Here is a 12,031-nt window from a genome sequence, read left to right as displayed (position 1 = left end):
TACGTCGCGACACAATCGCCCTGCTCCTGGTTCATCCCTCTGACCTCCCTCTCTTGGTAGGAGAAGAAAGGTCATGGATGAACCAGGGCACCTCAACACGTCAAGTCAGGCCGCGGCTCCCACGGAAAGTCGAGAGGAGCCACATAAGTGGGTGCGGCCCGGCTCCCCCGAAAGCAGCCAGATGTATACGAAACTACTCGAAGCTGCGCAGACCGGGAGCGACAGCACCCACTGCGTGAATTGGGGCTTGCTGTCGAAGATCTCCAGCTGGATCTGGCAGGGAGCCAGGAACAACTAGCCCGACATGCGTGCTGGAGCAGGGGCCATCCGCCCTACATCGCCCCCGCCGGCGGCTCCCACAGCTCGACCCGGTTCCCCTCGGGATCCATCACCCAGCCGAACTTGCCATACTCGGAATCCTCGGTCTTGGCGTCCACGTCGCAGCCTTCGTCGCGCAGCGCCTGGAGGAGCGCCGGGAGGTTCTCGACCCGGTAGTTCACCATGAACGGCGCGGTGCTCGGCGCAAAATACTCCGATTCCGCGGGGAACACGTTCCAGACCGTCATTCCGTCCGGGTTGGGCTGCTCCGCCGAATGCCACCGGAAGGCGACTCCGCCCCAACTCTGCACGTCGATGCCGAGGTGCTTCTGGTACCAGGCGCGCAAGGCGACGGCGTCCCTCGCCTTGATGAACACGCCTCCGATGCCCGTGACGCGATTCATGGATGTTCCCCTTGTCTGCGGCCAGCGCGGCCAAGATCGATTGTACGCTCCGCAACGGGCCAGGCATCGTGTTGCGTCCCGCCTGGCGGGGACCGCCTTCCGGCGAGCCGACCCGCTTACCGGGCGAGCATCGTCGCGCCCAGCATGGCGAGCACGTCGCTGAACGCGTGCGCGACGATGGGCTCCAGGGCCGAGCGGCGCCGCAGGTACACCAGCGCGAACACCGCCCCGGAGATCGCGGCCGAAATCGCGGTCCCGACGCCCTGGTAGAGGTGGCCGAAACCGAACAACGCCGAACTCAACACCACACCGAGGATGAGCCCCGGCCGCCCGAGCCACTTCTCGAAGCGCGTGAGGATGAAGATCCGCTGGAGCTCCTCGACGACGCCCCCTCCGAAGATCCCGATCGGCAGCCAGATGAGCAGATTCCCCGGTTGCTTGAAGAACGAGAGGATGGACGGGCCGGCCGAGGGCGACCGGGGAAGCAGCGAGCTCATCACCGAATCGAGCGCGATGTTCAACCCGAGGAACATCGCGAAGCCGATGGCCAGCCCCACCCCGAAGTGCTTCGGCCATTGGTGGCGGGTGACCCCCAGTGCGGCGAACCTCTCCCCTTCCAGGCGGAGGAGCAGCATGACGGCGGCGAAGACGATGAGCTTGCCGCGCACGATGCGCAGCACCAGGTCCGAAAAATGCGCGGGCAGGACCGGAGCCGAGTGCTGCCAGACGATCTGGTAGCCCCAGTACAGGAAGATCACGCCCAGGGAGACGCCCAGGGCGGTTCGCCGCGAGAGATTCATGGAGTTCTCCGATCCGGTTGCCGCGGGGAGCGACACGTCCGCTCTTCACTCATAGTATTTCAGCTTCGGCCAGGCGTCGCGCAGCGCCACCTTCGGACTGCGGGCGAGCCAGATCGGCACTTCATCGCGCCAGCGCATGCACCCTTCGCAGTCGTGCACGCGGGCCACGACGGCCTCGCCGTACAACCGGTGCACGGTTTCCGCCGAGAACGGGCCGAGGACGATCGCCACGTCGGCCGAGTCCGGCGGCGGACCCCAGTGGGAGTAGCTGTTCTGCACCGCGTAGACCGGAGGCAGCCCCCGGCCACGGCCGAGCAGCTCGATCGCTCCCCCCTGACCATACGAGGGGGCGAGAATGATGGCCCGGGCCCGTTCTTCGGGGCGGATTTCGCGCGCCACCGCCTCCACGTCGTCCGCGAGCCGCTCCCATCCGAGCCGGTCGGCCAGCCACTGGGGCAGCTCCGTCCGCTTGGACTCGCCCTTCTCGATCTGCGGGACGATGCCGAGCCTTCCGGCGTACCGCGCCGCCTGCGGTGGCGGCAGCAGGGGCAGGCCGAGTGGGGCGAGCGCCACGCCGCCGAGGACCAGCGTCGCCGGCACCGCCCAGCGCAGCCAGCGATAACCGGCGCGCTCCCACAGCGCCGACAGCATGGCGCCGCCACCGGCAAAGAGCACCACGTAGGCCTCGGCGATGCGATCGGGGCGGCTCTTCTGCCCGATCAGCATCAGCCCCAGCAGCGCCACGTAGATCCAGCCCAGGTGGCGCAGCTGTCTTCCGCGCTTCGAGACCAGGAAGAAGCCCAGCCCCGCGATCCAGACCGGTATGGCCCCCGGGTTCATCACCAGGAACTGGTACGCTAGGACCACGAGCGGGGGAGTCGGAATGTTCTTGTACAGGTCCGCGTTGCGGTAGAACTCGAGGGACGGCCAGCCGTGCGACGCCTGCCACGCCAGGTTGGGCAGCAGCAGCGCCGCCGTGATGGCGCATCCGAGCCACAGCCACCGGCTCGCCAGGTGCCGGCGGGCCCGGGTCAGGAGCAGCCCCGCGGCGAGACCCAGCGGCAGGAGCACGAACGTGTGCTTGTTCTCCAGTCCCAGCCCGGCCAGGACGCCGAAGAGCACCCACAGGCGGGGCTCGTTTCGCAGCTCGATCTCCACCAGGACCCAGAAGCACGCGGTCCACAGGAGCACCGACAGGGCGTTCATCGAGTAGAAGCTGAACGTGATGTGGTAGATCGTCCCGGCCATCGCGGCCCCCGCCGCGAGCGCCTGGCCCTGCCACCCGGCGCCCAGGCGCCGCGCGATCAGCCCGATGAGCCCGATGGTCGCCGCGCCGGCGAGCGCCGGGACCAGGCGAAGGGCCGGCAGGGAATCCCCGATCACGGCCCGGACGGCCCAGAGCAGGAATACCGATAGTGGCGGATGGTCCACGTAGCCCGGGGCGAGGTGCGACGCGCAGGCCAGGTAGTAGAACTCGTCTATGAAGTACCCGTACGCCCCGCGGATGCCGGGCAGCCACTCTACGAGGAAGTAGAGGGATGCAAGTCCCAGCAGGATGAGGTTCGCCTTGCGGTCGGTTTCTCTTCCCACGGCATCGCGAGCCACAGCGGGTGCGAGCACCCGGTTCATCCGCGGCCTCCTCCTACGGGTACTGGCCCCGCGCCTCAAGGTAGTGCGCCCACAGGATCCGCGCCGCGACCGAGCGCCACGGAGCCCACCGGCTCGACAGCGTGCGTTGCTGGTCTCTCGTCGGAAGTGCCCGGAGCTGCTTGACCTCACGCAGCGCCGATGCCAGCGCCAGGTCCCCGCGCGGCCACACGTCGGGACGCCGCAGCGCCATGAGATAGTAGATGTCCACGCTCCACGGCCCCAGCCCGGGCACGCCCAGCAGCGCCTGACGGCCGGCGTCGTCGGGCCCGCGGGCCACCGCGGCGAGGTCCAGGCTCCCGTCGAGCACGCGCACAGCCAGCCCATGGCAGTAGGCCGCCTTCTGCCGGGTAAGCCCGAAGTTCCGCAGCCCGCCCACCCTCCGGGCATGCATCGCTTCCGGTGTCATGGCGCCGAGATGAACGGTGAGTCGCCGATACAAGGTGCGCGCCGCCGCCAGCGACACCTGCTGCTCCAGGATGATGCGTACGAGCGAAGGGAATCCCGGGTTGCGCCCCCACAGCGGGGGCTCACCCAAACGCGCGAGCGCCGCCCCCAGGTCGGGATCCTGTTTCGCCAGGTGTCGCGCCCCGGTGCCGAGGGAGGCGCGCGTGAGGCGCCGGGGCGGCGCGGCGGGCGACGGCGGGCACATGGACGACCGGGGTCTCAAGGCAGGCGGCTGATCGCCTTTGGGGTCTGCCGCCCGCTGCGGCAATGACGGTGGTCCATCAGTGAGGTTCGCCATGGGCAAAATCTATGCGCGGCCGGGGATGGAGGCCAGCACCTTGCCCTCGCGCACCCTGCCCCCGTGGAGGTGGCGGGCCCCAATAACGCGGCGGGCGGCGCTTGCGCGCCGCCCGCCAGACGTGAACTGGTTCGACGAGGAACTAGATCTTGCGGACGTTGGCCGCCTGCAGGCCCTTCGGCCCGCGCGTAACCTCGAAGTCCACCCGGTCGCCCTCGGCGAGGGTCTTGAAGCCGTCACCCGTGATGGCGGAGTAGTGAACGAACACGTCCTCGCCGCCGTCCTGGGAGATGAAACCGAAGCCCTTCGCCTCGTTGAACCACTTCACGGTGCCCTTAACCACTGCACACTCCTGGAAAAAGCAGGACCCGAAGGCCCTTGGTACTGCCGCCATGATGCGGCGGCTGCTTCCGGTCACCTTGACCGGGGGGCGTCTGTAGCCGAAACCACCAAAAACGCAAATGCCGTCCTGTGTTCCGGACGGCAATTGAACGCTCTCAGCAATTCCACTGGCTACCGAACACTGAAAAGAGTATCGACCATTGGGGGCCGGAACTCAAGCAAAATTGCGTTCCGGCCCCCAATCTGTCTTCTGAACACCCCTCAACCGCTTTGCTGCCAGCGCCTTGGCGGCCCGGCTACTTCACCGCCGCGGAGGCCATGAACTTCTCGATGCGGCTCACACCCTCGCTGATCTGCTCCACCGAATTGGCGTAGGAGAAGCGCAGGAAGCCCTCCCCGTGAGCCCCGAAGGCGGTCCCGGAGAGGACGGCCACGCCGGCCTCCTCGAGCAGCCGGGTGGCCAGCTCGCGGCTCTTCATGCCCGTTCCCTCGATGTTGGGGAACACGTAGAACGCGCCCTTGGGCTTGAGGCAGCGGAACCCGTGGATCTTGTTGAGCCGCTCCACGATCAGGTCGCGGCGGCGCTTGAACTCGGCCACCATGGACAGCACCGCGTCCTGCGGGCCGGTGAGGGCCTCCAGGCCGGCGTACTGCACGCACGAGGCGGTGCAGGAGTGGCTGTTGGTGCCCAGCCGCGCCACGTGGGCGGCCAGGGCGGGGTTCATGATGCCGTAGCCCAGCCGCCAGCCGGTCATGGCGTAGGTCTTCGAGAAGCCGTCCAGCACGATGGTGCGCTCGGCCATCCCCGGCAGCGTGGCGATGGAGTCGTGCCTGCCCTCGTACAGGACGTGGCTGTAGATCTCGTCGGCCAGCACGAACACGTCGTGCTGGATGGCCAGCGCGGCGACGTCCTCGAGGTCCTTCTTCGTGAGCACCCCGCCGGTGGGATTCTGCGGCGAGTTGATGATGATCATCTTCGTCTTCGGCGTGATGAGCTTCTTCAGCTCCTCCACGTCCAGGCGGAACTCGTTCTTCTCGCGCAGCGGGATGGGCACCGGCGTGGCGCCCACCAGGCCGATCACCGACTCGTAGATGGGGAATCCCGGGTTGGGGTAGATTACCTCGTCCCCGGGGTTCACGCACGCGAACATGGCGTAGTTCATGATCGGCTTGCCGCCGGGCACCACCACCACGTTCTCCGCGGCGCACTTGAGCCCGCGGTCCTTGCCCACGTGCTCGGCGATGGCCTTGCGCAGCGCGGGAATGCCCGGCGAGGGCGTGTAGTGCGTCTCGCCCTTGCGCAGCGCGTTCACCGCGGCGTCCACGATGTTCTTCGGGGTGTCGAAATCGGGCTCGCCGATCTGAAGGTGAACGATGCTGCGGCCCTCCGCCTCCAGCGCGCGGGCGCGCGCCAGAACTTCGAAGGCGGTTTCGGTTCCCAGCTTCTCCATCCGGTCTGCGTACTTCATGACACTCTCCCCAGGCGTCCCGGCTGCTCCGCGGGCCGCGGGACCGCGCCCTGCGCGCCGTCCCGCGAGCGCTTCCGGCTACACTGCGCCCCGCTTCCGTTCGAGCACCCTCTCGACCGCCCCCACGATGTCCACGTCCTTGATGCCGAAGGCGCGCATCAGCTCCTCCGGCTTGCCTGACCTGCCGAAGCGGTCCATGACCGCAACCATCTCGACGGGAACCGGGTGGTGGCGCACCACCACCTCCGCCACGGCGCCTCCGAGCCCCCCGTGCACCTGGTGCTCTTCGGCGGTGACGATCGCGCCGCACTCCCGTGCGGCCCTCACGATGATATCCGAATCCAGCGGTTTCAGGGTGTGCAGGTTGATCACCCGGGCCTGCACCCCCTTCGCGGCCAGCGTGTCCGCCGCGCACAGCGCCTCGTGCACCATCACGCCGCAGGCGAGGACGGCCACGTCACCGCCCTCGCGCAGCGTGAGGCCGCGGCCGATCTCGAAGGGGGTGTCCTCCGCGGTGACCACCGGGACGTTCTCACGCCCGAAGCGGATGTAGACCGGTCCCATCATCCGGCCCGCGGCCACGGTGGCCTTGCGGGTCTCCCAGTAGTCGCACGGCACGATCATGGTCATGTTGGGGATGGAGCGGATGATGGAGATCTCCTCCATCGCCTGGTGCGTGGCGCCGTCGGGCCCCACGCTGATGCCGCCGTGCGCGCCACCGATCTTCACGTTCAGGTTGCTGTAGGCCACCGTGACGCGGATCTGGTCCGCCGCCCGGCACGTGGCGAACGCCCCGTACGTGGACAGGAACGGCACCTTCCCCCGCGCCGCCAGCCCCGCCGCCACGCCCATCATGTTCTGTTCGGCGATGCCCATCTCGAAGAAGCGCTGCGGGAACTTCTCGGCGAAGAAGTTCACCATGGTGGACTCGCTGAGGTCGCCCACCAGCACCACCACGCTGGGGTCCTGACCGCCGAGTTCCACCAGCGCGTGGCCAAACCCCTCGCGGGTCTTGCGCGTCTCCACCTTGCGGGCGTCGCTTCCGGGGGTCGCGCTCACGGGCGGCCTCCCTTCGCGGTCGCGGCCGCGGGCGTCGCGGCGGCGGGCTTCCCGGTGGAGCCGGCGCCCACATTCGCGACGCGCGGCGCGGCGCCGTTCCACAGCCGCGCCGACCACTCCGCGTAGCTGGTGCCCAGTTCCGCCAGCGCCTTCTCGGCCTGCTCCATCTTCGGGGGCATGCCGTGCCAGCGGTAGTCGTCCTCCATGAAGCTCACGCCGCGGCCCATGGTGGTCTGGAACAGGATCACAGTCGGCCGGCCCTTCACCGAGCGGGCCTCGGCGAAGGCCTCCAGGACGGCCTGCATGTCGTGGCCGGGGCGGTCCACCACGTGCCATCCGAACGCGCGCCACTTGTCGGCCAGCGGCTCGATGTTCATCACCTTCTCGGTGGGGCCGTCAATCTGCATGCGGTTCACGTCCACCATGCCGCACAGGTTGTCCAGCTTGTAGTGCGCCGCGGACATGGCCGCCTCCCAGATCTGCCCCTCCTGCTGCTCGCCGTCGCCCATGACGCAGTAGGCGCGCTGGTCGGTGCCATCCAGCCGTGCCGCCATCGCCCAGCCCACGGCCACGGAGAGGCCCTGGCCCAGCGATCCGGAGGAAACCTCGATGCCGGGCACTTCCTTGCGGCACGGGTGGCCCTGCAGCATGCCGGCCATGGAGCGGAAGCCCATCAGGTGCTTCAGTTCGAAGTAGCCGCGCTCGGCCATCAGCGAGTAGATCACCGGCGTGACGTGGCCGATGGAGAAGTGCCAGAAGTCGCGCCCGGGCCAGCCGGGTTGGGTGGGATCGAGGCGCATCTCGTGGAAGAAGAGCGCGGTGCCGAAATCGGTGACCGACAGCGGGCCGCCCGTGTGCCCTGTCTGGGCGTTGGCGAGCAGCGTGAGGATGTCGCGGCGCACATCGAGTGCGATGGAGTTCAGTTCCGCGACACTGGGCCTGGTGGAGGACAACCCGAACTTCCTTTCTGCGGCACAGGAGCCGCCCCCTGGTGGAGGGAGCGGCGGGAGATACTATCGCGTCCACTCCAGGGCCGCGCTCCACCGTAGCCCGGTGGTGGACGGCCGCAGCATGGCGGAAACTCGAAACGGCCCCGGGCGCGCCTCCAGGCGGCCGGCCAGCGCCGGCGAACCGTCCAGGCGCAGGCCCGAGGGGGACACTTCCCAGCCGATGCGCGCGGTGCTGCGCTTGAGACGCAACTCCAGCCCGGCGCTCAGCTCGGGGCGAAACGTGACGCGTGCCGCGCGCCGCCGGAGCACCGCACCGGCGCCGGCCCGAAATCCCAGCGGGCCCAGCCGCGCCTTCGGGCGGAACCCCGCGTGCAGGCGCGCTTCGCGCACCGGCCCGAGCTTCAGGCCCATCGAGGCCTCCAGCGAGCCCGGGCGCAGCGCGAAGGAACGCGCGACCGATCCCTCCAGCCCCACGCTGTCACCGCGCACGGCGACCGCCGCCCCCAGCCGCCACCGGCCCTCGCGCAGCCGCAGCGTCGCGCGGCCCTCGGAGGGCCGGCCCGCGCGCGCCCTGCGCGTCGCGGTGGCGCGCGTGGAGCGGCGCGCCCGCGTGGAGCGCAGCCGCAGGTCCCACCCACCGCCCCGATCCGCGGAGCGCACGCGCAGCGTGCCGTCGCGGGGGGCCAGGCGGGCATCCAGCTCGAGCCGCGTTCCACGCCCGCGGGAGCGCCGCCAGCCGAGGCGCACGTTGCCCGAGGTGGCAGTGGTCCCGATGCTGCGCCGCAGGTCGAAGCGGCCCGCGGCGGTGGAAGCCCGCCCCAGCCGCACCGACCAGCGGCGCACCGCGCCCCTGCGCCACGCCACGTCGCCCCCGAGCGGGCCGGCCTCGGCTCCTGCCGACCAGGCCTCGCGCGCGCGGCGCGCGTCCAGCCAGCGTTTCAGCGCGCGCGCCGTCTTCGGCGGGCTGCTGCGCGTGGCGCGCGGCCGGGGAGCGGTGCGGCTCCACGTGGCGCGCGGCCGGATCCCGCCCGGCAGGCGCGGCCCCAGCACGGACAGCGAAAGCGACGCGGCGGTATCGGGATGACCCACCCAGCCGCGCCGCAAAGAGATCCCGCCCCAGCGCACATGCTCCGAACCGCTCGCGCGGCCCCGGCTCACTCCAGCCCGAAATCCTGCCCCCATTCGGGTGGCGCCGGTCGGGGTTTGCCGGCCACCGTCTCCGAACTGCGGGACCACGTACCCCGGCCCGCCCGGATCGAGCCGCACCTCCGCAAGCTCATATCCAGCAACAGGTTCCGAAGTTGAATCGGATGGCTCCGGCGCGCCGGCCGCCCCCGCGGCGAGCGCAAGGACCACGCAGATCTCCCACATGGCCGTTCTCCCGGGGGGTGTAACTTGGGGAGCCGTGTTTCACGATAACATCCGGAGGCGCAAAGCGAAAGGCCCGCCGGAGAGCGCCGGGGGCTCTTCGGGCGGGCCTTTCGCGAGCTTCAGGTGGCGGGCTTCGGGCGGCAGGCTTCGGGCGGCAGGCTTCGGGTGGCGGCGGTCCGGGTGAGCCTCGCCATCGGCTGGGGTCGACCCGCTACTTCGCCGGCCGCCCCGGGTGCAGGTGCTTCGCCAGGAACTTGTAGATGTCGGCGCGCGCGCCCCTGGCGAACATGGTGTCCATGCGGTCCATGCTGTGTCCGCCCGGGGCGTCCTTGTACACCTTGGATTCGAAGTCCTTGCCGGCGGCCTTGAGCGCCTGGATGAGGTGCTCCACCTCGATGTAGTTCACGTCCTCGTCGTTGGTGTTGGTGTGGATGAGCAGCGGGGTGTCCAGCTTCTCCACGTGCCACACCGGGGAGCGCCGCTTGTACTCCTCGATGTCCTGCCGCACCGTCTTGCCGATGTGGAAGGGCGCGCTGTACTCCGCGCGGTACTCGTCGTCCTCGTATCCCAGTCTCATCACCAGGTCCGAGACCGGCACGCCCGCGAACACGCACGCGTATTCCTTCGGGTGCGCGAAGGCCTCCAGGAGCACGATCAGGCCGCCGTGGCTCCAGCCGATCAGGCCCACGCGGCCGGGGTCCGCGAAATCGAAGTTCTGCAGCGCCCACTCCTTGGTGGCGTGGATGTCGTCCACCTCCAGGCCGCCGTAGTCAATCTGCTCGTAGAACCCGCGCCCGTAACCGGTGGAGCCGCGATAGTCGGGGGCCACCACCATGTAGCCTTGGCTCATCATCTCGCGGAGCATGTGCACGTGGTAGGGGCTCTCGAACATCGCGTGCACCCCGCCGTGCGGGAGGATGAGCAGCGGCAGCTTCTCGCCCGGCTTGTGGTCCTTCGGCACGAACGAGTAGGTGAAGAACTTCAACGGGTTCACCGCGCCGGGCGCCTTGGGGTTCTTCGGGTGCGCCGGCGGCGGGCCGCAGATGCGCCACTTGTCCACCACCGCGATGTCGCTCATACGCTGGAACCACAGCACGTCGTCGATGCCGCGGTCCAGCTCGTCGAGCCGGTGGTTGAGGTCGGTGTTGGCTTCCTGGAGCTCCTTGACCTGCCTGGAGAGGTCCGTGGACGACGGGCTATCGCCGTCGGCCCGGGCGGCGGGCGCGGCGCAGGCCAGCATCAGGGCGGCCAGGGCCCCGGCGAGCAGACGGTGGCGCATCGGGTATCCTCCTTGTGGGCTGCAACCCGGCCCCATCGGCCGGCGGGCCTAATCCAACGCCGGGGCAGGCGCCGGTGTCAATGCCGGCCCGGCGCCGCCAGGTCCGCGCCGCTCGGTCCGCGCCGCCCGGCCCGCGATGCCCGGCCCGCGATGCCCACCCCGCGTTGCTCGTGCCACGCCGCCCGGTCCACGATGCTCGTCCCCCACGACGCTCGTCCCCGCTTGGCCGAAGCGGCCCAACGGTGTACCCTTGTGCGGCGAGAACTCCTTGCCGGGGTCTGCGATGGTGGGCCGCCGTCCTTATGTTCCCATGAGCGCGCGGCGTGCCCGCGTGCCACCAACTGGGATGCCAGGGGAGAGCCCGATGAACCGAACTGTGCCCGCTTCCCGTGAACCGCGCGTGTTCGCGCGAGACGCATCGAGATTCGTCGCCGTCCTGGCGCTGGCCGCCGGACTGCTCGCCTGCGCCGCACCCGCCTGCCTCGCCGCCGACGCCCCGCCGGACGGCGCGACCATCCTGGCCCGGTACGCCGCTGCGATGGGCGGCGCCGCATGGGATTCGCTGCAGAACATGGTGCTGCACAAGGTGCTGAGCCTGCAGGGCACCAACGTGCAGGTGGGCGTGACCGAGTACCGTGCGCGGCCCAACCGGATGTACGTGATCCAGGACTCCCCCGCGGGGAAGGGGTACGTCGGCGTCACGGGCGAGGATGCCTGGGAGTACTCGGTGCAGCAGGGCTCCAAGCTGCTCGAAGGCCAGGAGCAGGCCGACGCCCTGCGCGAGGCGCACTTCGACGGCCTGGTGAAGTGGAAGAAGGGCTACCGGCTGGCGGACGCCGCCGGCGTGGACACGGTCGGCAACCGGCCCTGCTACAAGGTGGTGATGAAGCCGCGCATGGGCAGCCCGGAGACCATGTGGTTCGACGAGGAGACCGGCCTGCTCGCGCGCGTCGAGGGAACCTACGAGAGCACCCAGCTCGGCACCACCACCGCGCGGACGGAATACAGCGACTATCGCAAGATCGGCAACGTGATGCTCCCGCACAAGTCCATCACCGACATGCGCGGCCAGCGCATCGTGATCACGATGGTGGAGGTTGAGCTGAACAAGGAACTGGACGCCGACCGGTTCGACCCGCCCTCCGAGGTGAGGAAGCTGATCTCGGCAAAGAAGCCGTAGGTTGTGCTTCGAAGAATGTGTCTGGCGGGGAGCCCAATGGCTCCCCGCTTCACTTTCCCGCTTCGACAGCCTCAGTCCGCGTACCTGAGCCGGTGCGTCCGGTTCACCCCCAGGGCTGGGGTCTTCACTGTCCTGCGGTAGTACCTTTCCAGCGTCTCCGGCAGAGCCACCTGCGAGGGGAACAGCCTCCGACCCAGGACCTCGCTCACCGTGAGAGCCCTCCCAAACAGCCCCACGCGCTGCGCCGGCGTCTCGCTCCGCAGCTTTCTCTCCGAGAAGCGCTTGATGAAGTTCCGCCACACCTGCAGCAGCGCCAGTCTCTCGATGGCCGCCTGGCGCCGCTTGGAGAAGGCGATGGTCTCCCGCTTGTGGTTGGCACTGCCGTGGCGGACCAGCAGGTCCAGCAGGTTCACCGGAAAGAGCGGGTTGCTCGTGGTCCGGCGCTCCCTGGAGGAGGTGACGTGGTG

At 69.4% G+C, this 12,031-nt stretch carries 12 protein-coding genes; 1 reads left to right on the top strand and 11 read right to left on the bottom strand.

Annotation, left to right across the window (positions count from 1 at the left end; genetic code table 11):
• Nucleotides 1-332 precede the first annotated feature (332 nt).
• The 10 genes from HZB25_14150 to HZB25_14105 form a co-directional block, all read right to left on the bottom strand.
• Nucleotides 333-722: a VOC family protein gene (locus HZB25_14150; GenBank protein ID MBI5838377.1), complete on the bottom strand. Its 390-nt coding sequence runs from the start codon at nucleotides 720-722 to the stop codon at nucleotides 333-335.
• 116 nt (nucleotides 723-838) lie between these two features.
• Nucleotides 839-1,522, bottom strand: a complete 684-nt coding sequence (locus HZB25_14145; GenBank protein ID MBI5838376.1) for a CPBP family intramembrane metalloprotease — start codon at nucleotides 1,520-1,522, stop codon at nucleotides 839-841.
• A 45-nt stretch (nucleotides 1,523-1,567) separates the two neighbouring features.
• Nucleotides 1,568-3,151 (bottom strand): glycosyltransferase family 39 protein, encoded by a 1,584-nt coding sequence (locus HZB25_14140; GenBank protein MBI5838375.1) that lies wholly within the window; start codon nucleotides 3,149-3,151, stop codon nucleotides 1,568-1,570.
• Between the two features lie 13 nt (nucleotides 3,152-3,164).
• Nucleotides 3,165-3,821 (bottom strand): DNA-3-methyladenine glycosylase 2 family protein, encoded by a 657-nt coding sequence (locus tag HZB25_14135; protein ID MBI5838374.1) that lies wholly within the window; start codon nucleotides 3,819-3,821, stop codon nucleotides 3,165-3,167.
• A 235-nt stretch (nucleotides 3,822-4,056) separates the two neighbouring features.
• A complete protein-coding gene (locus HZB25_14130; protein ID MBI5838373.1) occupies nucleotides 4,057-4,257 on the bottom strand; it encodes a cold-shock protein in 201 nt (66 codons plus the stop codon).
• Nucleotides 4,258-4,552: 295 nt separating this feature from the next.
• Nucleotides 4,553-5,725 (bottom strand): pyridoxal phosphate-dependent aminotransferase, encoded by a 1,173-nt coding sequence (locus HZB25_14125; protein ID MBI5838372.1) that lies wholly within the window; start codon nucleotides 5,723-5,725, stop codon nucleotides 4,553-4,555.
• A gap of 78 nt (nucleotides 5,726-5,803) precedes the next feature.
• Nucleotides 5,804-6,784 (bottom strand): transketolase family protein, encoded by a 981-nt coding sequence (locus HZB25_14120; protein MBI5838371.1) that lies wholly within the window; start codon nucleotides 6,782-6,784, stop codon nucleotides 5,804-5,806.
• Entirely contained in the window at nucleotides 6,781-7,737 is a 957-nt protein-coding gene (locus HZB25_14115) for a transketolase (protein ID MBI5838370.1), read from the bottom strand. Before HZB25_14115 ends, HZB25_14120 begins: the two co-directional genes overlap by 4 nt.
• Nucleotides 7,738-7,797: 60 nt before the next feature.
• Nucleotides 7,798-8,823 carry a hypothetical protein gene (locus tag HZB25_14110; protein MBI5838369.1) on the bottom strand — a complete coding sequence of 342 codons (1,026 nt, stop codon included), beginning with the start codon at nucleotides 8,821-8,823 and terminating at the stop codon, nucleotides 7,798-7,800.
• A 493-nt stretch (nucleotides 8,824-9,316) separates the two neighbouring features.
• A complete protein-coding gene (locus HZB25_14105; GenBank protein MBI5838368.1) occupies nucleotides 9,317-10,384 on the bottom strand; it encodes a S9 family peptidase in 1,068 nt (355 codons plus the stop codon).
• Between the two features lie 364 nt (nucleotides 10,385-10,748).
• Between HZB25_14105 and HZB25_14100 the strand changes: the two genes are divergently transcribed.
• Nucleotides 10,749-11,564 (top strand): DUF4292 domain-containing protein, encoded by an 816-nt coding sequence (locus HZB25_14100; protein ID MBI5838367.1) that lies wholly within the window; start codon nucleotides 10,749-10,751, stop codon nucleotides 11,562-11,564.
• A gap of 71 nt (nucleotides 11,565-11,635) precedes the next feature.
• Here the strand turns inward: HZB25_14100 and HZB25_14095 are convergent.
• Nucleotides 11,636-12,031: hypothetical protein (locus HZB25_14095; protein MBI5838366.1), on the bottom strand; the 396-nt coding region annotated here is incomplete at its 5' end.

The organism is Candidatus Eisenbacteria bacterium, assembly GCA_016235265.1.
Lineage (GTDB): Bacteria > Eisenbacteria > RBG-16-71-46 > RBG-16-71-46 > JACRLI01 > JACRLI01.
Note: the sequence above shows the minus strand (reverse complement) of the source record. Positions and strands in the feature narration are given on the sequence as shown.